The sequence below is a fragment of the Gordonia jinghuaiqii genome (assembly GCF_014041935.1).
GTDB lineage: Bacteria > Actinomycetota > Actinomycetes > Mycobacteriales > Mycobacteriaceae > Gordonia > Gordonia jinghuaiqii.
Map to the genome: position 1 here is coordinate 2,918,632 of NZ_CP059491.1, position 17,726 is coordinate 2,936,357.

Here is a 17,726-nt window from a genome sequence, read left to right on the forward strand (position 1 = left end):
CTCTACGAAATCCGGTCAATCCAAGCAGAATTCATTGCCCTCGGGGTCGCGCAACACGATGTGTCCCCCACTCAGGGGCGGCGCGGGTTCATGCCGTTCGACGCGGGTGGCACCCAACGCCACCAACCGGGCCGCCTCGGCCTCGAGCGCGTCCATGCGTTGCTCACCGGTGAGGCCGGGCGCAGCGCGGACGTCGAGGTGGACCCGGTTCTTTGCGGACTTGCCTTCGGGCACGCGCTGAAAGAACAGTCGTGGCCCGCGACCGTCGGGATCGACGACCCCCGATGCGTCGTTGCGGTTCTCGGCAGGGACACCCAGGGCGTCGAGCGCGGCATCCCAACTGTCGAAGCCCGGCGGCGGGTCCTGCAGCCGGTAGCCGAGCACCTCGGCCCAGAACGCGGACAGCGCCGCGGGATCACCACAGTCGAACGTCACTTGGATCTCTGAGGACATGCCACCACTGTCCCGCACAATCAGGACAGATCGGGTCCTGATTCGACGATGCGCGCGATCGCGCCCGGATGACGGTCTGGCCGGGACGCCGATCAGCGCAATCGTTCGCCGTAGACCCGACGCACGGACAGGACCATCAGCACCCGCCGGTCGGACACCATGACCCGGCGGTACTCGTCCCAGTCCGGATGCTCCCCGGCGGCGTTGCGGTAGTAGTCGACGAGCGCGTCGACCTCGGGACCATGCGGGTCGGTACCGGGACCGATCAGGGCCACATCACCCTCGGCGGTCGCCCACGAATAGCCGTCAGGCCCGGTGACCTCGAGCGCCGCACGCGGATCCCGCCTGAGGTTCGCCGTCTTCGCCCGTCCCTCGGTCACCGAGACGTAGACGGTGTCGGCGTCGCGGTCGTAGAACGGCGTGACCGGCGACAGCTGCGGCAATCCGGACGATCTGATCGTGGCGAGAACACCCAGACGCGCCTCGGTGAGAAGGTCGCGCGGATCATACGGCGGTGGGGTCATGACGTCGGCAACTGTGGGCAGTCCTCGAGTATTCCGGCGCGGCCACCCGGGCGCGGCTACCGTCGAACAGTGTTCGTCATCGGGATCATCGCAGCGTCACTCGCCGCGGTCGCCTATGGACTCTCGACTGTTCTGAGGGCGCTCGGTGCGCAACGGGTCGCAGCCGCCGCGGAGGAGGACGTGCCCGGCTCCGGAACGTCGCTACGGTCGATACTCGCAGCGTTCCGCGATCCCGCGTTCGTGGTCGGCACCGTGCTGGTGATCGTCGGCTTCACCGGCGGCGCGGTCGCGGCCCGGCTGCTCCCCCTGTTCCTCGCGCAGACCATCGTCGCGGGCAACCTGATCGTCACCGCCCTCCTCGGCACCGTCCTGCTGGGTACGGCCCTTCGCGGACGAGACGTCGTCGCGATGGGGGTCGTGGTCGCCTCGCTGTGCATTCTCGGCGCATCGGCGTCTCACGAGGCCGCGACCAAGCACGACATGGCTTTTCACTGGGCGCTGTTCGCCGGCACGACGACTGTTGCCGTCGTCGGCATCGCGGTGGTTCATCTGCTCGGCCGTCGGGGCGCGATCGTCGCGGGCGCCCTCGCCGGCGCCATGTACGGCGCGCTGGCCGTGGCGGTGCGAGTCCTCGACGGCGTGCACCCGCTCGATCCGGCCGTGATGCTCAGCGACCCGGCGGCCTGGACCATCGCCATCGCCGGCGCCTCCGCCTTCTACATACAGACGATCGCGCTGGCAATGGGTCCGGTCAACGCGGTGACCGCGGTTCTGGTCGTCGGCGAGACCGGCATCCCGTCGGTCATCGGCGTCCTGTTTCTCGGAGATCGCGCAGTCGACGGACTGCAGTGGCTCGCCTGCGTCGGCTTCGTCGGCGCGGTCGTCGGCGCGTTCGCGGTGGCGTGGCTGACGTCGATCGACGATACGAGCTCGCAACCACGCGGTGTCCTCACCGACCGCGGCCCCTGACATTGCGACATTCTTCAGATCTCGTTCCTTTGCACGTACGATCGACACCATGCATGCGCACGAGATCCTCACCACCGTCCCGTCGAACACCGCCGAGGGGCTCGACCTGTTCGACTCCTGCGCCGCCGTCGAACCCGAGTTCATGATCGGCACCTGGCGCGGGGCCGAACTCCCGACCGGCCATCCCCTCGACGGTTTCCTCGCAGCGAGCGGGTGGTGGGGCAAGCAGTTCGTCGACGCCGAGACCGTGCACCCGCTGCTCTTCCCGACCCGAGACGGGGCTGCCCTCTGGGCGATGAACCCGGCCATCGCCTTCGGCGGCCTCGGAGTCGCGGAGAAGACACCTCAGGTGAAGTCGATGTCGTTCGCCACTCCGATCGCCGCCACGCGGCTCCTCAGCCAGACCCGGCGCGCCCGAGCCCGTCTGCGGACGACGCGGTATCGCGGCACCGACACGGCCACCATGATCTACGACCAGCTCCCCATCAACGACGTCTTCCGCCGCGTCTCCGACGACGCCGTTGTCGGCGCGATGGACCTCAAGGGTTCACCGAGTCCGTACTTCTTCGTTCTCCGTCGCGACGACTCGCTGCGTCTGATGTAACACGGAATTCGCGTCCCTCTCAGCACGACCGAAGGGCAATACTCCCTTGGAAGACACTGAGGGGGAAGAGATTTCACGGAGTCGACCAGCGAATCGCCGAACACGCCACGGATCGCCGACTCTCGCACTGCTGGTCGCCCCCCGCACCCCGGCACGCCGGCCTCGACTGTCGGGTCGTCAGAGCTCCGCGAGCGCCGCCCGGACCTCGTTGGCCGCGGCAACGGCCTCCCGAAGTGCGATCTTGGCCCCGGCACGTCCATGCTCCGCAGTGGTCAGACTGTGCCGCGCAAAGCGCAGTGCCTCCTCGCACCTGGTCAGCTCGTCTCGGAGCTCCTGTGCCTGCTCGGCAAGTTCGTCGACCGCGGACGACGCGGTCTCCACACCGGTCGACGCCTCGGTCAGTTCCTCGCGGGCCGATCTCTCCCGCTGCTCGGCATCGGCGAGCCGCGCCTGCAACTCGCGCCGCGCATCGTCGCGCTCGGTGTCCGCTGCACTCGGCTCCTGCTGCTCGCCGGGCTCCGGTGGCGGCGTCGAAGCCGGCGCAGGCTCCGGCACGACGAAGACCCCCGCGGGCCCGAAACCGCTGTATTCCGCCGATGAGGCCAGGTTGCCGCGTCGTAGCTGTTCCAGCGTGTCGGCGTCGGCGATCGCGGCCCGAAGCGTCTGCACGACCTCGCGCACCGCTCCGTCGGCCAGCGGGACCTGCAGGTCTGCGGCAGTCCGCTGCACCGCTCCGGCGGAGGCGCTGATCAGATCCTGTCGACGCCGTGACAGCTCACGCATCTTGTCCGCCGCCGAGCGGCGTTGTGCAGCCGTGAGGTCGGCGGCGAGATGGGCGATGTCCGCGCTGCCATCGGGGTCGGCGCGCACCCACTGGTTGATGGCCCACGCCGACTGTGTGGGACGGCGTAGCTTCGAGATCTGCTGTGCCAGTTCACGATCTCCGTCAGCTTTCGCCGTCTTGGCCAGTTCGTTCCGTCGTTGGACGAACAGATCCGGGCTCAAGCCGTAGAGCTCGTCGACGATCTCGTCATAGGCCGACATCGCGTCACCCGCGGCCGGGCGGGCGTCGGTTCCACATGAGCAGATCTTACGACGCGACGATGCCCCGATTGTCAACGACATCACCCTACTTTTGAATGATTCCAGAAAAGTGTGCATACTGGACCACATGCTCACCGAAGACGACTGCGCGCGGCATCTCCGCGCGGCACAACTGCGGGTGACCCGTCCGCGGGTCGCGGTGATGCGCGCGGTGGATTCACACCCGCACGCAGACACCGACGCGGTACTCCGATCCACGCGTGAGGAACTCCCGGACGTGTCACAACAGGCGGTGTACGACGTCCTGGGCGCGTTGACATCCGCCGGACTTGTGCGGCGAATCCAGCCTGCCGGGCATGTGTCTCGATATGAGTCACGCGTCGGCGACAACCACCATCACGTGATCTGCCGTGCATGCGGATCCATCGGTGACGTCGACTGCGCGGTCGGCGAAGCCCCGTGTCTCACCGCCTCCAACGACCGGGGCTTCGTCATCGACGAGGCCGAGGTCGTCTACTGGGGCTACTGCCCCGACTGCATCCCCGACCCCACCTGATCCCGGCCGAACGGCCCCGACACACACAACCGCACCCCCATCCCTTTCACCTCCCTTGCTGCGATCACACCCATTGGTGATCGCAGTCCTCACCATGTCCCGAAAGGACCGAAATGGCACAAGAACACCCGCCCATCGCAGAGGCCAACACCGAGCCCGGCACCGGCGGTTGCCCGGTCGCCCACGGCAGCCTCAAATCCCCCACCCAGGGCGGCGGCAATCGCGACTGGTGGCCCAACCAGCTCAATCTCAAGATGCTGCAGCACAATCCGGATGTCGCGAATCCGATGGACCCGGATTTCGACTACCACGAGGCGCTCGAGAATCTCGACGTCGAGGCACTGCGTGCCGACCTGACCGCCCTCATGACCGACTCGCAGGACTGGTGGCCCGCCGACTTCGGTCACTACGGCGGCCTGTTCGTGCGTATGTCGTGGCACGCGGCCGGCACCTACCGCGTCGAGGACGGACGCGGCGGCGCGGGCGCAGGCATGCAGCGTTTCGCGCCGCTCAACAGCTGGCCCGACAACGCCAACCTCGACAAGGCACGTCGCCTGCTGTGGCCGATCAAGAAGAAGTACGGCAAGGCGCTGTCGTGGGCTGACCTGCTGGTCTTCGCCGGCAACGTCGCACTGGAGTCGATGGGTTTCGAGACCGCGGGCTTCGCGTTCGGACGCGTCGACGAGTGGGAGCCCGACGAGGTGTACTGGGGTCCGGAGCTGGAGTGGCTCGCCGACCAGCGCTACTCGGGAAACCGCGAGCTCGAGAAGCCGCTCGCCGCAGTGCAGATGGGCCTGATCTACGTCAATCCCGAAGGCCCGAACGGCAATCCGGACATCATCGCCTCCGCCGCCGACATCCGGGAGACCTTCGCCCGCATGGCGATGAACGACGTCGAGACCGCAGCGCTCATCGTCGGTGGCCACACCTTCGGCAAGACCCACGGCGCCGGTGACGCGGCACTCGTCGGACCCGAGCCCGAGGCGGCATCCCCGGAGCAGGCCGGTCTCGGCTGGAACAGCGCCTACGGGACCGGCAAGGGTGCGGACGCGATCACCAGCGGCCTCGAGGTCATCTGGAACCCGACCCCCACCACCTGGGACAACGCATTCATCGAGACGTTGTACGGCTACGAGTGGGAGCTCTACAAGAGCCCGGCGGGCGCCAACCAGTGGCGTCCGAAGGACGGCGCCGGAGTCGGCACCGTACCCAAGGCCTTCGGGGAGGAGAAGACCCACCCGTCGATGCTGACAACGGACCTCGCCATGCGTTACGACCCCGAATACGGGAAGATCACGCGACGCTGGCTGGACCACCCGGAGGAGCTGGCCGACGAGTTCGCCAAGGCCTGGTTCAAGCTCCTCCACCGTGACATGGGACCGGCGATCCGCTACCGCGGACCGCTCGTGCCCGAGGTGACCTACCCCTGGCAGGACAACGTCCCGGCCCACGAGGGCCCGACTCTCTCCGACGCCGACATCGACTCGCTCAAGGCGAGCGTCCTGGCATCGGGACTGACGGTGTCCCAGCTGGTGAAGACCGCCTGGGCCGCAGCGTCGAACTTCCGTGGCAGCGACAAGCGCGGCGGCGCCAACGGCGGCCGCATCCGCTTGCAGCCGCAGGCCTCCTGGGCGGCCAACGAGCCCGCAGAGCTGGCCCGGGTGATCACTGCACTCGAGGGCATCCAGCAGTCGTTCACCGGTGAGGCCGGGGCCAGGGTCTCGTTCGCCGACCTGGTGGTCCTCGGTGGTGTGGCCGCCGTGGAGAAGGCGGCGAAGGACGCCGGCGTCGACATCACGGTGCCGTTCACACCGGGACGTACCGACGTCACGCAGGAGGACACCGACGTCGACTCGTTCGCCTACCTCGAGCCCCGGGCGGACGGTTTCCGCAACTACCTCGGCGACGGCAGCGAGTTGCCCGCGGAGTTCAAGCTCGTCGACAAGGCCAACCTCCTGACGCTGAGCGCCCCCGAGATGACGGTCCTCGTCGGCGGACTCCGGGTGCTGGGCAACAACTTCGGCGACTCACCCATGGGCGTGTTCACCGACCGGCCGGGTCTGCTGACGAACGACTTCTTCGTCAACCTCCTCGACATGTCGACGGCCTGGACATCGACCGACGACGACAACGTCTACGTCGGCCGCGACCGGGCCACCGGTGAGCAGACGTGGACCGGTTCGCGCGTCGACCTGGCGTTCACCTCCAACTCGCAGCTGCGGGCGCTGGCCGAGGTGTACGCCACCGACGACGCCACGGAGAAGTTCGTCAAGGACTTCGTCGCGGCCTGGGACAAGGTCATGAACCTCGATCGGTTCGACCTCTGATCTGACGACGCCCGCTGATCTGACGACGTCGCGAGGCGGAGGTATCCGGTTCCCGGGTACCTCCGCTTCGGTGTCTACCGACCCCGGCGTTCTCCTTGGCGCAGCCGTCTCGTCCCTCCGTGACGGAGTCGTCTCGTCGCCCGGCGCGCACGCGAATCCGGAACTATGCTGGCGCTTTCCCTCGGTTGGCGGGTGACCGCCGTGACGGAAGGTGACGACGATGTCCGGCGAGCACAGGTCTCTGGGCCACATCCGACTGACCTCACACAGCGGCGGGGTCGACGCCCCGCCCCTCCACTGGGGCGCGGCCACCGCGGCCGAACGAGGACCGGTCATCGGCACCACGGGAACGCGCGGTCACCGCAACGTCATCGGCACCCACAGCGGGTCCTACAGCGTGTATCGGGCGCTGGCCGTCGCCGCCGGCGCACTCGCCCGCGAACATCGCGCCGACCTCACCGACACCGCGCCCACCGATCACATCGGCCCGTATCCGCAATGGTGTGATCCCAAGGTCATCGTCTCCCTCGATCCCTGGGGAGCGACCGTCGCCGAGAGCTTCCCCGACGAGATCGCCGCGGGCTACGACATCCGCCCGACGATCGCCATCACCAAAGCGCACGTGATCCTGCCCGAGATCGCCGAGGCGATCGACAAGGGCCGACTCGTCCCCGACGGCCGGGTGCTCCTGCCCAACGGCGCCGCCCTGGTGACCAAGGCCGCGCTCGAACCGGTGTGGCACCTGCCGGGCGTGGCGCAACGGTTCGGATGTTCCGAGGCCGAGTTGCGCCGGGTCCTGTTCGAGGAGACCGGCGGTATGTACCCCGAACTGGTCACCCGGTCCGATCTCGAGGTCTTCCTGCCACCCATCGGCGGGCAGACCGTCTACATCTTCGGCGACGCCCGCGACCTCTCGAACCCGTCGGTCGAGCTGACCGCCCGGGTCCACGACGAATGCAACGGCTCGGATGTGTTCGGCTCCGACATCTGCACGTGCCGGCCCTATCTGACCCACGCGATCGAGGAGTGCATCCGCGGCACCCAGCGCGGCGGTGTCGGATTGGTCTCCTACTCGCGCAAGGAAGGGCGCGCACTCGGTGAGGTCACCAAGTTCCTGGTCTACAACGCGCGCAAACGCCAGGTCGGCGGCGACACCGCAGATCAGTACTTCGCGCGCACGGAATGCGTTGCGGGCGTTCAGGACATGCGGTTCCAAGAACTCATGCCCGACGTGCTGCACTGGTTCGGAATCACCAAGATCCATCACCTGGTGTCGATGAGCAACATGAAGTACGACGCCATCACCACCTCGGGCATCGAGGTCGGTGAACGGGTGAACATCCCCGACGAACTGGTCCCGGCCGACGCCCGGGTGGAGATCGACGCGAAGATGGCGGCCGGCTATTTCACCCCGGGACCGGTGCCCGATGCCGACGAACTGCGACAGGTCAAGGGCCGGGGGCTGGAGTGAGTTCCCCCGCGCACGGCGCCGCGGCGGACCCGCTCGCCGACCGGGCAGCCGAGCTACTCCGAACCACCGGCGCGGTACGAACGCGGTCCCGCCAGCTGCTCGATCGCGCGCGGGCCGGCGGGTCGCCGTGGTTCACCGTGCAGGACGGCGCACTCGACGCGGCCGCCGAGATCGTCGCCGACACCTGCCGGTCTCGATACCCCGAGGGGAACATCCCTTTTCACAGTCGGTGGCGACATTTCGAGGCCGGCGGCATCGACCGTCTGGATTCCCTCGACGGCGCCCTGCCGGACAATTCCGCCGAGCGAAGTCGCGTGCTCATCGACCTGGTGGTGGTCAGCGTGCTCCTCGACGCCGGAGCCGGACCGGACTGGCGCTACCACGAATCGTCGACCGGACTGGTGCTGACACGGTCCGAGGGACTCGGCGTCGCGAGTTGGGACGCGTTCGGCGCAGGTCTGTTCTCCGGCGATCCGACCCGACCCCTGCGCGCCGACGCCGCCGGCCTGACCGCCCTCACCGTCGACGACCTGGGGTCGGCGTTCGGGGTGGATCGGGCGAACCCACTGACCGGCCTGGACGGGCGCGTCGACCTTCTCCGTCGTCTCGGTGACGCACTCGCCGCTCGGCCGGAGGTGTTCGGACCCGACGCCCGGCCCGGCGGTCTGTTCGACCACCTCACCCGGGACGGCGACCCACGGATCTCCGCGACCGACATCCTGGGCGCCGTCCTCGAGTTCCTGGGACCGATCTGGCCGTCGGACAACACGATCGGGCTTCATCCCCTCGGTGATTGCTGGCAGCACAGGGCGGTGGCAGGCCCGGGCCTCAGCGCGGGTTGGATGCCGTTCCACAAGCTGTCGCAGTGGTTGACCTACTCGCTGCTCGAACCGTTCGTGTGGGCGGGAATCGAGGTCACCGGGCTCGATGAGCTGACCGGCCTGCCCGAATACCGCAACGGCGGACTCCTCCTCGACACCGGCGTCCTCGAACTCCGGAAAAAGGCGTGGGCACAACGGGAGTGGAACGTCGGTGACGAGCTCGTCGTCGAATGGCGCGCACTGACCGTCGCACTGCTCGACGAACTCGCCGACCTGGTCCGCGAACGGCTGGGCGCGAGTTCGACGGAGATGCCGCTGGCGTGCGTCCTGGAAGGCGGGACGTGGGCCGCGGGCCGAGTACTAGCAGGAGAACTACGAGATGGTCTGCCGCCGTTGTCGATTCACAGCACCGGCACCGTTTTCTGATCCGAGAGGACCTTCATGGGCACCGTCGCCGTCATCGATCATCCGCTGGTACAGCACAAGTTGACGCTCATGCGTCGCGAAGACACGTCCACCAGCGACTTCCGTCGGTTGTTGAACGAGATCTCCACCCTCATGGCCTACGACGTGTTGCGGGACATCCCGATGCACGAGGTCACCATCGAGACCCCGCTCGAGACCACCACGGCCAGCGTGATCGACGGCAAGAAGCTGGTGTTCGCCGCGGTTCTGCGTGCGGGCGCCGGTATCGCCGACGGCATGCTGACCGTGGTGCCGGGCGCCCGTGTCGGGCACATCGGCCTCTACCGGGACCCCAAGACCATGGTGGTCGTGGAGTACTACTTCAAGATGCCCTCAGAGCTCGACGAGCGTGATGTGGTGATCGTCGATCCGCTTCTGGCAACCGGACATTCGGCCGTCGCGGCGATCGATCGGATCAAGGAGTACGGGCCGCGGTCGATCAAGTTCGTGTGCCTGCTCGCCTGCCCCGAGGGCATCGGGGTACTCCACCGTGCGCACCCCGACGTACCGATCTACACCGCAGGCATCGATCGGGAACTCGACGACAACGGTTTCATCCGGCCCGGCCTCGGCGATGCGGGCGACCGGATCTTCGGGACCGCGTGACCCCCGGTCCGCGACCTCGCAGGGCAATATCGGTCAGGACACCTGCCAGGCCACGGCAGCGCCGATGGCGCCGGTCGCATTGAGCGCCCAGTGCAGTGCGATCGGGGCGAGCAGGCTCGTGGTGCGATGTCGCAGCCAGCCGAGCACGAAACCGGCGACGCCGGTCGCCAGGACGGCCCCGGCGATCCCGGCGATCTGGGCGAGGACGCCCGCCCCCAGGACGTCGCTCAAACCCTCGTTGCCCGCAGTGAGGCCGGTCGAGGACGAGATGTGCCACAGTCCGAACGCGACGGCACCGAAGATCAACGTCATCACCGGCCTGCACAGTCGGCCCAGAACCCCTTGCAGCACACCGCGGAAGATGACCTCCTCGGGCAGCACCGTCTGCAGCGGGATGATCACGAAGGCGGCCAGCAACGCCTCGGAGGTGTCGTCGTAGCGGTCGGACAGGAAGAACTCGCGCGTCGCCGGGATCGCGACGGCCGCCGACACGATCGCCGCGACCACGATCACCGACGCGACAGCGAACGGGATACCGGCACGCAACTCCGAACGACTCAGACCCAGATCCCGCCACCCCAGTCCGCCGCCACGGGCGACGGCGAGAAGAACGACCGCCGCGACAGGAATCAGCGCGATCTCCACCGGACCGCCCACCCGGTGGGCGACGACGTTCACCACGACCAGGATCGCGACCACCACCACGAGGAGCGCGGCGTCGTGGCGCCGGGACTGGGTGATCACGCGTCGAGTGTCCCGCACGCGACATCCCCGGTGTCGGCGTTCACCGGAGGTGACCGAGAATGGTGCGATGTCCGCCCCCGCGACCATGACCGCGCGCCTCGAGCGCCACCAGGTCGTGCTCTACCTGGCCGCCATCGCGGCGGGACTCGGCGCCGGTCTGACTTTCCCGACGACCGCCGAAGCACTCGACGTCGCGGTCACCCCACTTCTGGTGGCGCTTCTGTACGTGACGTTCCTGCAGGTTCGGGCGTCGGACCTGCTTACGTCCCTGCGTGACCGGCGGTTCATGACGGCGGTGCTGATCATCAACTTCGTCGTCGCACCGGCCGTCGTCGCAGCTCTGTCACCGCTGCTGCCGGCCGACGACGCGATCCGCGTCGGGGCGATGCTCGTCCTGCTGTCACCGTGTGTGGACTACGTGGTGGTGTTCACCGGGCTCGCCGGCGGCGACCATCGGCGACTGCTCGCGGCCACTCCCCTGTTGTTGCTGGCCCAGATGCTGCTGACCCCGGTATATCTGACGATTCTCCTCGGCGACCGCAGATCAGTCATCGATCCGGAACCGTTCCTGTGGGCATTCCTCGTGCTGATCGTGCTACCGCTGGCTTCGGCGTGGCTCACCCAGGCCTGGGCCGCGCGGTCGGACACCGGGCGTGCGGCCGGCACCGCCGCGGGTACGACGATGGTCCCGTTGATGATCGCCGTCCTGTTCGTCGCGGTGTGCTCGCAGGTGCCGCGCATCGATGGCCGGTTCGGCGAGATCGCCGGCTTCGTCCCGGTGTACGTCGCGTTCCTGGTCCTCATGGCGGTGATCGGACTCGTCCTGGCGCGCGGCTTTCGGCTTCGGCCCAAACCTGCTCGCGCCGTGGTCTTCTCCGGGGCCACCCGTAATTCTCTGGTGGTCTTGCCGCTGGCGCTGGCCCTTCCGGTCGGGGCGGAGCTGGCGGCGGCGACGGTGATCACTCAGACGCTGGTGGAACTCGCCGGGATGGTTGTTCTGGTGTGGGCGTTCACTTGTGGGGCACGTCGGCGCTGAGTCCCCCGTCCATCACGAACTCCGCGCCGGTCGCGTAGGACGACTCGTCACTCGCGAGGAACACCACGAACGTCGACACCTCGCGGGACTCGGCCGCCCGACCCATCGGCACGGTGACCATGTCGTCCGGGATGCCCTCGGTCATCGGGGTGCGGACCAGGCCGGGGTGGATGGAGTTGACCCGGACGTTGTGCGGGGCGAGTTCGAGCGCGACCGACTTGGCCAGTCCGCGCACACCCCACTTGGTGGCCACGTACCCGTGCGCCCACGGGCTCCCCCGCAGCCCCTCCACCGAGGACACGTTGATGATCGATCCGCCGCCGGCCTCGATCATCAGATCGGCCACCGCCTGGATGCCCAGGAACGTCCCGGTGAGGTTGACGTCGAGGATCTTCTTCCACTTGTCGAGCCGGAACTTCTGGATGGTGGACCCGTTGACGATGCCCGCGTTGTTCACCAGGACGTTGACCTTGCCGAATTCGTCGACCGCCGTCGAGACCGCGGCCTGCCAGTCCTCGGGCGAGGTCACATCGAGGTGGACATACCGTGCCGCGTCTCCCAGTTCGGCGGCGAGCGCCTTGCCCTCGTCGTCGAGGATGTCGCCGATCACCACCTTCGCACCTTCGGCGACCAGGGCCCGGGCGTGCTCTGCACCCATACCCCGCGAACCGCCGGTGATCACTGCAACCTTGTCGTCTACGCGTCCCATGGCGAGCAACGCTACCGCGATCACCGCGAAAATAGAACAGGTTCCAACACGAAATGGTCTACTGAACAGACATACGTCCGGACAGGTGTACACCACCACGGTCCCGCGACTTCCACGTGCACGACCTCGCAGCTCAAGGAGCCACACCACATGTCCATCCGCGTAGCCCTCGTCGGAACCGGCAACGTAGGCCGGCTGTCCCTCATCCAGCTGATCGAGGACCCGCGCTTCGAGCTCACCGCGGTATGCGTGTCGGCACCGGAGAAAGTGGGGGTCGACGCCGCGGTCCTGGCCGGACAGCAGACGCCGACGGGCGTCCTCGCCGTCGACGACCTCGACGCGCTGATCGCGACGAACCCCGACTGCGTGGTGTACTGCGCGATGGGCGACACCCGGCCCGTCGAGGCGTTCACCGACGTGGTGCGCATCCTCGCCGCCGGCATCGACGTCGTGGGCTCCTCGCCCAACACACTCCAGTATCCGTGGGGCGTGATGCCGGCGAAGACCATCACCAAGATCGAGGAGACCACCGCGGCCAGCGGTGCGAGCCTGTTCGTCACCGGCGTCGACCCCGGCTTCGCCAACGACCTCATCCCGTTCGTGTTCGCCGGTACCTGTCAGCGCATCGAGCAGGTCCGGTGCATGGAGATCGCCGATTACGCCACCTACGACGGCGCGACCGTGATGTTCGACGTCATGGGATTCGGGAAACCCCTCGACGAGACGCCGATGCTGTTCCTGCCCGGCGTGCTCGGCCTCGCCTGGGGAACGACCATCCAGCAGCTGGCCGCCGGACTCGGCGTCACTGTCGACGACATCGAGGAGATCCACGAAAGCGAGCCTGCGCCAGAGGCTTTCGAGGTCGCTGCCGGTAGCATCGCCCAGGGCACGCGCGCCGCGGTGCGCTTTCAGATCGTCGGCAAGGTCGAGGGCCGGCCGGCCATCGTGATCGAACACGTGACGCGCCTGCGGGGCGATCTGCGCCCGGACTGGGCGCAGCCCGCTCAGCCGGGCGGCTGCTACCGCGTGGAGATCACCGGCGAACCGTCGTACACCGTCGACATCTGTCCGACGAGCCTCAAGGGCGACCACAACCACGCCGCCATAGTCGCCGCCGCGGGGCGCATCGTGAACGCGATCCCGGCCGTCGTCGACGGGCCGGCGGGTATCCGGACGACGCTGGATCTCCCTCTGGTGACCGGACCGGGGATCACACCGAACACGTTCCGTGCGTGAGTATCTGTTCGGCGATGGCGGAGTGGGTGCAATCGCGGGCCGCCACGCCATCGTTCCGCGCAACTGAGAGCTGACAGGCGGTAACGTTTCTCGGGTTCTCGAGAAAAGAGGAACGCCCGTGTCGACGTCGACCACACCATCCGATCAGGATCCGGGAACCGAGGTTCCCGAGTCCCGGCCACCTGAACCCGCCGGACCTGCCGGACCTGCCGGACCTGCCGGACCCGAGGATGCCGCCGTCGGGTCGCACCCGCGCTGGTGGCGGCGCAGGCTCCATCGCTATTCCTGCGTCGGACTGACTGTCGCCCTGGTCTTCCTGTGGTTCTCGATGACGCCATCGCTGCTTCCGCGCGGCCCGCTGTTCCAGGGCGTCGTGAGCGGCGGGTCTGCCGCCGTCGGATATGCCCTCGGGGTGCTGGCCTCGTGGCTGATCCGTTACATGGTCTCCCGCGACGACCCCTGGCCGGCGCCTCCGCGCCGGGTCTGGGCGGCTCTGGGGCTTGCCACCATCGCCGGCACGGTGGTGATGCTCGTGTTGTTCCAGCGTTGGCAGGACCAGATCCGCTCCATGATGGGTGTCGGCCTGTTGTCGTGGACGGCCTATCCTCAGATCCTGATCATCTCCGTCGTCGTCTTCCTGCTGCTCATGGCGATCGGCCGGGCCTGGGGCGACGGCGTGGCATGGCTCGTTCGGCAGTTGAATCGGGTTGCACCACCGCGCATCTCGGCATTTGGCGCCGCTGTTGTCGCGATCGTCGTGACGGTGCTGGTCCTCAACGGCGTCGTCGCGAACTACGGGATGAGCGCACTGAACTCGTCATTCGCAGCGGTGAACGACGAGACCACCGCCGACTCACGACCACCGGCGTCGACGCTTCGCTCCGGCGGTCCAGGATCGTTCGTGACCTGGGATTCACTCGGCCGGCAGGGCCGGATCTTCGTGTCCGCCGGACCCACCGTCGACGAGCTGACCGCATTCAACGGAACCCCGGCCATGGAACCGATCCGGTCCTACGTCGGCCTCGGATCGGGTAAGGACCTGCGCGCGAACGCGAATCTGGCCGCTGACGAACTCGTCCGAGTCGGTGGCCTCAAGCGCAAGGTCGTCGCGGTCGCGTCCACCACGGGCACCGGGTGGATCAACCAGGCCACGGTGGATTCCATCGAGTACATGTACAACGGCGACACGGCGACGGTCAGCATGCAGTACTCATATCTGCCCAGCTGGTTGTCATTCCTGGTGGACAAGGAACGCGCACGTCAGGCCGGGCAGGCACTGTTCGAAGCCGTGTCGAAGAGGGCACGCAACCTGCCCGAGGCGGAACGTCCGAAGATCGTCGTCTTCGGCGAGAGCCTCGGCTCGTTCGCGGCGGAGTCGGCATTCGGCACGATCCCCGCACTGAGCGCCCGCACGGACGGAGCACTCTTCATCGGACCGACCTTCAACAACTCGCTGTGGGTCGACACGACGAGCTCGCGCGACGCCGGGACACCGGAGTGGTTGCCCACCTACGACGCCGGTCGTCAGGTCCGCTTCGCCGCCGACGCCTCCGACCTCGACGCACCCGAGACCGACTGGCAGCGCGGGCGCGCGGTGTACCTGCAGCACGCCTCCGACCCCATCTCGTGGTGGTCGCCCCGGCTGATACTGCGTGAACCCGACTGGCTGGCCGAGAAACCCGGTCGCGACGTCCTCGACGCTGTGCGCTGGATACCATTCGTGACCTTCCTGCAGGTGAGCGCAGACATGGCGGTGTCCACCGGTGTCCCGGACGGCCACGGGCATTTCTACCTCGCCGCGATACCCGCCGCCTGGGCAAAGATCCTCCATCCACCAGGGTGGACCGACGCCAAGACCGAGAAGCTGATCCCCCTGTTGCAGCGGGACTGAGTCCGGTACACGAGCCGAGCAAGATCGGTCGGGCGCGGGGCGGGGTCGCGGTTCCATACTCGATGAGTGACCCCGAACCCACCCGACCGAGACCGGCTTCGCGAGCTCCTCGACGCCGTCCTGTCCGACGACCACACCACGCTGGACGAGATGGCGACCGGCGCCTATTCGTCGTCGTTCCACTTCACCCGCCAGGTCACCCGGGGTGCAGGCGAGTCACCGGTGGCCCTGCGGCGACGTGTGTTGCTGGAACGAGCCGCCTGGCTTCTCCAGCGCGGCGGGTCGGTCACCGAGGTCGCGTTCGATTCCGGCTATGAGTCGGTCGACGGATTCGCGCGCGCATTCACCCGTGCCTTCGGGCGCAGCCCTGGTCGAGTTACCTCCGGTTCGGACCACGGACACTGGTTGCCCGCCCCCAACGGCATCCACTTCCACTCCCCCACAGTGCTCTACGTCGACAGCGGCAACCCGACGACCGAGGACGCCGGCGATGTGGTGATGCTCATGGTGCGACACGACCTCGACGACATCGATGCACTGCTCGACGCCGCCAAGGGACTCGACGACCACGAGTGGACGCGCACCAGATTGCCCGGCCATCAGACGCTCGAATGGAGCGGCCCGGAAGAAACCCTCGCGCAGGTGATGTCACATCTGGTGGCCGACAAACTGCCGTGGCTGGCCACCGTCGAAGGCGCCGACACACCGTCGGCCGCACCGACGGAGCTGGGCGCGCTCGTGGACCTGCAGCGCGACATCGCACCCCGATGGCTGGCGCTGATCCGCGACATCGAGCGTCGTGGTGCGTGGCAGGACCGGATCATCGACGCGTTGTGTGAGCCGCCGGAGTCCTTCCTGCTCTCCCAGATCGTCGCGCATGTTCTGACGTTCTCCGCGCATCGTCGCCAACTCGCACGCTGGATGCTGTCCGACGCCGGTGTCGCGATGGCGGCGCCGGCACTCGACCCCGACCCGATCATGTGGCACCGCAAGCATTCTGGAGGTTTCTGATGGCATTTCGCTACTACACCGCGACCACACTCGACGGCTACCTCGCCGACGACCACGACAGCCTCGACTGGCTGCTCACCCAACCCCTCGACGAGGGCGGCGCCATGAACTACGACGACTTCTTCAGCGGTGTGGGTGCCGCGGTGATGGGATGGACGACCTACCGGTGGCTACTCGATCACGAGATCACCGACGAGAAGCACTGGCCGTACCAGATCCCCACGTTCCTGTTCACCCACCGAACCGTGACACCGATCGACCCGACGATCACCGTCGTCGACGGCGATCCGGCCGCCCATCGTCAACGACTCCTCGAGGCCGCCGACGGCCGCGACGTGTGGGTGGTGGGCGGCGGCGACCTCGCCGCCCAGTTCGCCGAGTCCGGCATGCTCGACGACATGATCGTCTCGATCGCGCCCGTCACCCTGGGCTCCGGCCGCCCGCTCTTCCCGCGCCGGTATGACCTGGAACTACAGGAGTTCGGCCGCAACGGCGCATTCCTCTGCGCCCGGTACTCACTCGTCGGTACTCGTTCGCCGGAGCCCGCACACCGGGCGGCGAGCGCCGAGCCGGTCCGGTGATCCGCGAATTCAGCCCTCGCCCACCGATTTCCGTAACACGTCGGACACCTCGCCCCGTGCCCACTTCGGCAGGATGAAGATCCCCTCGGCTTCGGCGCTGACCTCACCAGCGGATGTGATCGTGCCCCTGACGAACGTCTTCACGCCCTCGACGCGATCCACCCGGGCTTCACCACGGATCTGTCCGAGCGGTGTCGCCCGCCGGTACCGAACGTTGAGAGTGCCGGTCATCCCGGGCACTCCTTGGAACTCGGCGGTCGAGCCGAGTAGCTGATCCAGGATCAGCGCGAGGACGCCGCCGTGCACCAGGCCGGCGGGGCCCTCGTAGGCCGGCCCGAGTTCGACCTCGGTCCAGGTGTGATCCGGTTCGTGATGGAGCACGACCGGCGGTGCGATGGGGTTTCGGCGGCCCAGCACCGCGTTGCCCCAGGATCGCTTGGAGCCGTCGGAGTTGAACCGGATGCCGTAGGCGCCGGGCAACTGATCCTTGCGGAGGATCTCGGTGGCGGCCTCGATGAGTCGCCTCGCCTCGGCGATGTCGGACGCACCGACCTCGGTGCGCACCGTCGCCTCGATCAGTTCGCGCACGCTCCCGGCGATCGACGAGGCGAGTTCGGACCGTTGCGCGAGCTCTTCGGGCGCGATGTCCTCCTGGATGTATCCACTCATGGGTTCATC

General features: G+C 67.7%; 18 protein-coding genes. 12 read left to right on the top strand and 6 right to left on the bottom strand.

Going from position 1 to position 17,726, the window contains the following annotated elements:
* Positions 1-15 precede the first annotated feature (15 nt).
* Complete coding sequence (locus tag H1R19_RS13055; RefSeq protein ID WP_188330379.1) at positions 16-453, bottom strand: VOC family protein; 438 nt, start codon at positions 451-453, stop codon at positions 16-18.
* Positions 454-545: 92 nt separating this feature from the next.
* Positions 546-977, bottom strand: coding sequence for a PPOX class F420-dependent oxidoreductase (locus H1R19_RS13060; protein ID WP_219849252.1), 432 nt, complete (start codon positions 975-977; stop codon positions 546-548).
* Positions 978-1,046: 69 nt separating this feature from the next.
* Here H1R19_RS13060 and H1R19_RS13065 point away from each other — a divergent pair, with 69 nt between their 5' ends.
* Both H1R19_RS13065 and H1R19_RS13070 read left to right on the top strand, forming a co-directional pair.
* A complete protein-coding gene (locus tag H1R19_RS13065; RefSeq protein ID WP_219849253.1) occupies positions 1,047-1,946 on the top strand; it encodes a hypothetical protein in 900 nt (299 codons plus the stop codon).
* Between the two features lie 49 nt (positions 1,947-1,995).
* On the top strand, positions 1,996-2,550 hold the full coding sequence (locus H1R19_RS13070; protein WP_188330382.1) for a DUF4334 domain-containing protein: 555 nt from the start codon (positions 1,996-1,998) through the stop codon (positions 2,548-2,550).
* Between the two features lie 177 nt (positions 2,551-2,727).
* Here the strand turns inward: H1R19_RS13070 and H1R19_RS13075 are convergent, their stop codons facing one another.
* Positions 2,728-3,594, bottom strand: coding sequence for a hypothetical protein (locus H1R19_RS13075; RefSeq protein ID WP_219851656.1), 867 nt, complete (start codon positions 3,592-3,594; stop codon positions 2,728-2,730).
* A gap of 127 nt (positions 3,595-3,721) precedes the next feature.
* On the opposite strand from H1R19_RS13075, the gene H1R19_RS13080 reads away from it, so the two are divergent.
* The 5 genes from H1R19_RS13080 (at position 3,722) to upp (ending at position 9,840) form a co-directional block, all read left to right on the top strand.
* Positions 3,722-4,150: a Fur family transcriptional regulator gene (locus H1R19_RS13080; RefSeq protein ID WP_219849254.1), complete on the top strand. Its 429-nt coding sequence runs from the start codon at positions 3,722-3,724 to the stop codon at positions 4,148-4,150.
* 113 nt (positions 4,151-4,263) lie between these two features.
* Entirely contained in the window at positions 4,264-6,477 is a 2,214-nt protein-coding gene (gene katG, locus H1R19_RS13085; RefSeq protein WP_219849255.1) for a catalase/peroxidase HPI, read from the top strand.
* A 220-nt stretch (positions 6,478-6,697) separates the two neighbouring features.
* The gene (locus tag H1R19_RS13090; protein ID WP_219849256.1) at positions 6,698-7,948 is read left to right on the top strand and encodes a GTP cyclohydrolase II; all 1,251 of its coding nucleotides are present in this window, start codon (positions 6,698-6,700) and stop codon (positions 7,946-7,948) included.
* A complete protein-coding gene (locus tag H1R19_RS13095) occupies positions 7,945-9,195 on the top strand; it encodes a URC4/urg3 family protein (protein WP_219849257.1) in 1,251 nt (416 codons plus the stop codon). Before H1R19_RS13090 ends, H1R19_RS13095 begins: the two co-directional genes overlap by 4 nt.
* A 15-nt stretch (positions 9,196-9,210) precedes the next feature.
* A complete protein-coding gene (gene upp, locus H1R19_RS13100) occupies positions 9,211-9,840 on the top strand; it encodes a uracil phosphoribosyltransferase (protein ID WP_219849258.1) in 630 nt (209 codons plus the stop codon).
* Positions 9,841-9,873: 33 nt separating this feature from the next.
* Here the strand turns inward: upp and H1R19_RS13105 are convergent, their stop codons facing one another.
* A complete protein-coding gene (locus H1R19_RS13105) occupies positions 9,874-10,584 on the bottom strand; it encodes a CPBP family intramembrane glutamic endopeptidase (RefSeq protein WP_244970698.1) in 711 nt (236 codons plus the stop codon).
* Between the two features lie 67 nt (positions 10,585-10,651).
* Between H1R19_RS13105 and H1R19_RS13110 the strand changes: the two genes are divergently transcribed.
* Positions 10,652-11,620, top strand: coding sequence for an arsenic resistance protein (locus H1R19_RS13110; protein WP_219849260.1), 969 nt, complete (start codon positions 10,652-10,654; stop codon positions 11,618-11,620).
* Here the strand turns inward: H1R19_RS13110 and H1R19_RS13115 are convergent.
* A complete protein-coding gene (locus H1R19_RS13115; RefSeq protein ID WP_219849261.1) occupies positions 11,595-12,329 on the bottom strand; it encodes a glucose 1-dehydrogenase in 735 nt (244 codons plus the stop codon). The genes H1R19_RS13110 and H1R19_RS13115 overlap by 26 nt on opposite strands.
* Before the next feature lie 150 nt (positions 12,330-12,479).
* On the opposite strand from H1R19_RS13115, the gene H1R19_RS13120 reads away from it, so the two are divergent.
* The 4 genes from H1R19_RS13120 to H1R19_RS13135 all read left to right on the top strand — a co-directional run bounded on the left by H1R19_RS13120 (position 12,480) and on the right by H1R19_RS13135 (position 17,048).
* Entirely contained in the window at positions 12,480-13,565 is a 1,086-nt protein-coding gene (locus tag H1R19_RS13120) for an NAD(P)H-dependent amine dehydrogenase family protein (RefSeq protein ID WP_219849262.1), read from the top strand.
* 118 nt (positions 13,566-13,683) lie between these two features.
* Entirely contained in the window at positions 13,684-15,456 is a 1,773-nt protein-coding gene (locus tag H1R19_RS13125; protein WP_219849263.1) for an alpha/beta hydrolase, read from the top strand.
* Between the two features lie 66 nt (positions 15,457-15,522).
* Positions 15,523-16,467, top strand: coding sequence for a helix-turn-helix transcriptional regulator (locus H1R19_RS13130; RefSeq protein WP_219849264.1), 945 nt, complete (start codon positions 15,523-15,525; stop codon positions 16,465-16,467).
* Complete coding sequence (locus tag H1R19_RS13135) at positions 16,467-17,048, top strand: dihydrofolate reductase family protein (protein WP_188330394.1); 582 nt, start codon at positions 16,467-16,469, stop codon at positions 17,046-17,048. Before H1R19_RS13130 ends, H1R19_RS13135 begins: the two co-directional genes overlap by 1 nt.
* Positions 17,049-17,057: 9 nt before the next feature.
* Here the strand turns inward: H1R19_RS13135 and H1R19_RS13140 are convergent, their stop codons facing one another.
* Positions 17,058-17,717: a PaaI family thioesterase gene (locus tag H1R19_RS13140; RefSeq protein ID WP_188330395.1), complete on the bottom strand. Its 660-nt coding sequence runs from the start codon at positions 17,715-17,717 to the stop codon at positions 17,058-17,060.
* Between the last annotated feature and the right edge of the window lie 9 nt (positions 17,718-17,726).

Bases quoted from the DNA above. Each gene is read 5' to 3' on its own strand.
- H1R19_RS13055 (WP_188330379.1), bottom strand. From the start codon at position 453: ATGTCCTCAGAGATCCAAGTGACGTTCGACTGTGGTGATCCCGCGGCG.
- H1R19_RS13060 (WP_219849252.1), bottom strand. From the start codon at position 977: ATGACCCCACCGCCGTATGATCCGCGCGACCTTCTCACCGAGGCGCGT.
- H1R19_RS13070 (WP_188330382.1), top strand. From the start codon at position 1,996: ATGCATGCGCACGAGATCCTCACCACCGTCCCGTCGAACACCGCCGAG.
- H1R19_RS13075 (WP_219851656.1), bottom strand. From the start codon at position 3,594: ATGTCGGCCTATGACGAGATCGTCGACGAGCTCTACGGCTTGAGCCCG.
- H1R19_RS13080 (WP_219849254.1), top strand. From the start codon at position 3,722: ATGCTCACCGAAGACGACTGCGCGCGGCATCTCCGCGCGGCACAACTG.
- katG (WP_219849255.1), top strand. From the start codon at position 4,264: ATGGCACAAGAACACCCGCCCATCGCAGAGGCCAACACCGAGCCCGGC.
- H1R19_RS13090 (WP_219849256.1), top strand. From the start codon at position 6,698: ATGTCCGGCGAGCACAGGTCTCTGGGCCACATCCGACTGACCTCACAC.
- upp (WP_219849258.1), top strand. From the start codon at position 9,211: ATGGGCACCGTCGCCGTCATCGATCATCCGCTGGTACAGCACAAGTTG.
- H1R19_RS13110 (WP_219849260.1), top strand. From the start codon at position 10,652: ATGTCCGCCCCCGCGACCATGACCGCGCGCCTCGAGCGCCACCAGGTC.
- H1R19_RS13115 (WP_219849261.1), bottom strand. From the start codon at position 12,329: ATGGGACGCGTAGACGACAAGGTTGCAGTGATCACCGGCGGTTCGCGG.
- H1R19_RS13120 (WP_219849262.1), top strand. From the start codon at position 12,480: ATGTCCATCCGCGTAGCCCTCGTCGGAACCGGCAACGTAGGCCGGCTG.
- H1R19_RS13135 (WP_188330394.1), top strand. From the start codon at position 16,467: ATGGCATTTCGCTACTACACCGCGACCACACTCGACGGCTACCTCGCC.
- H1R19_RS13140 (WP_188330395.1), bottom strand. From the start codon at position 17,717: ATGAGTGGATACATCCAGGAGGACATCGCGCCCGAAGAGCTCGCGCAA.